The organism is Dellaglioa sp. CoH-57-MRSF-22 (assembly GCF_056781895.1).
Window position 1 is genome coordinate 1 of sequence record NZ_JBXAXT010000296.1, and the last position, 229, is coordinate 229.

Below are 229 nucleotides of genomic sequence, written 5' to 3' on the forward strand. Positions count from 1 at the left end.
TCCTTAATCGTAAACCGGGTTCAGAATTTCGTTGATGGCCTTACGCACATAGCGCCGGCCATCGCGCCGCGACAGTCGGATGATGTCCTCTACCTGACGATGCAAACTCACGGCCAGTCGTACTCGTTGGCGCTCAGTGAACTCGGACACATTGAGTTCGATGCTGAATTCGTTGGGCTTCTTGGGGCCGCAGTCAAAACTGAGAATCACATCTACGCAGCCGTCCGTC

General features: G+C 54.6%; 1 protein-coding gene. It reads right to left on the reverse strand.

Going from position 1 to position 229, the window contains the following annotated elements; translation table 11 throughout:
* Positions 1-3: 3 nt before the first annotated feature.
* A partial coding sequence (locus tag AC1RPR_RS09140; RefSeq protein WP_481763633.1) for a hypothetical protein occupies positions 4-229 on the reverse strand: 226 nt, incomplete at its 5' end.